1 protein-coding gene is annotated in these 869 nt (G+C 44.0%); it reads right to left on the bottom strand.

Annotated elements, in window-relative coordinates; all coding sequences use genetic code 11:
* A partial coding sequence (locus tag R7R24_RS25620) for a heme biosynthesis HemY N-terminal domain-containing protein (protein ID WP_318119927.1) occupies positions 1 to 869 on the bottom strand: 869 nt, incomplete at both ends.

Raw genomic sequence — 869 nt, 5'->3', positions numbered from 1 at the left:
TGGTTCAGGCTGCTTTTTCAGTGCTTCTTTTAGTACGGTAAAGGCTTCGGTATCGGCTTTACGAGCGATAAGCTCACGTGCAAAACATGCAATAAGATGCGTGTCTTGCTTCACTTTACGAGCCAGACTGTTCCAATGAGAAATTAGCCCTTCGCTACCTTGTTGTTGCGCAACTTCATGCAGTAAACCACATTGTGCTTTCTGAATCAGTTCTGCTTGCTCTTCTTCCGTTACTAGCTTTGCTTTCGCCAGTTGTGGCATTAGGTCAATCAATGGCTGCCACAATTTAAGCTGCATGTAAGTTGTTTTGAGTAAGTTCAAGACAATCGAGTTATTTGGGTATTGGCCTTTTAGCGATTGCAGGGTATCGAAAGCGGCTTCGAACTCATTATCACGAATAAATTGCTTGGCTCGAGTCAGTTCGACAGCGAGATGAGCATTCTCCTGTTGGCTAGCTAATGCAAGATAATGATCGCGTTTTGCTTTATCACCTTGACCTTGAGCAGCTTCAGAAGCAACGAGATAGCACAGTAGTGGCATATCATGGTGATTTGCCCAACGAGTGACTTTCTTCTCTGCACCTTTCCAATCACCTTCAAGGAGCTTGATAATGCCTTCATTGGTGTAGCGACGAGAACGACGCATTTTACGTACGCTGAAGTAGTTCCAAGTGCTTGAGCTTGCGTAAACCAACTTTTTAATCAGGTATTCAAGGAGGAAAAGACCAGCTAGCGTAGCGATAACGAAGATCACCAAAGTGGTCACGCTCATTTCGATGGTCTTGTTTGCTATTGAGATCAGTACATATCCTTGTTGACCAGAAAACTGAGTACCGACAAATAGACCTGCACCTAGAACGATAAATAGGA

The sequence above is a fragment of the Vibrio sp. 704 genome (assembly GCF_033339295.1).
Note: the sequence above shows the minus strand (reverse complement) of the source record. Positions and strands in the feature narration are given on the sequence as shown.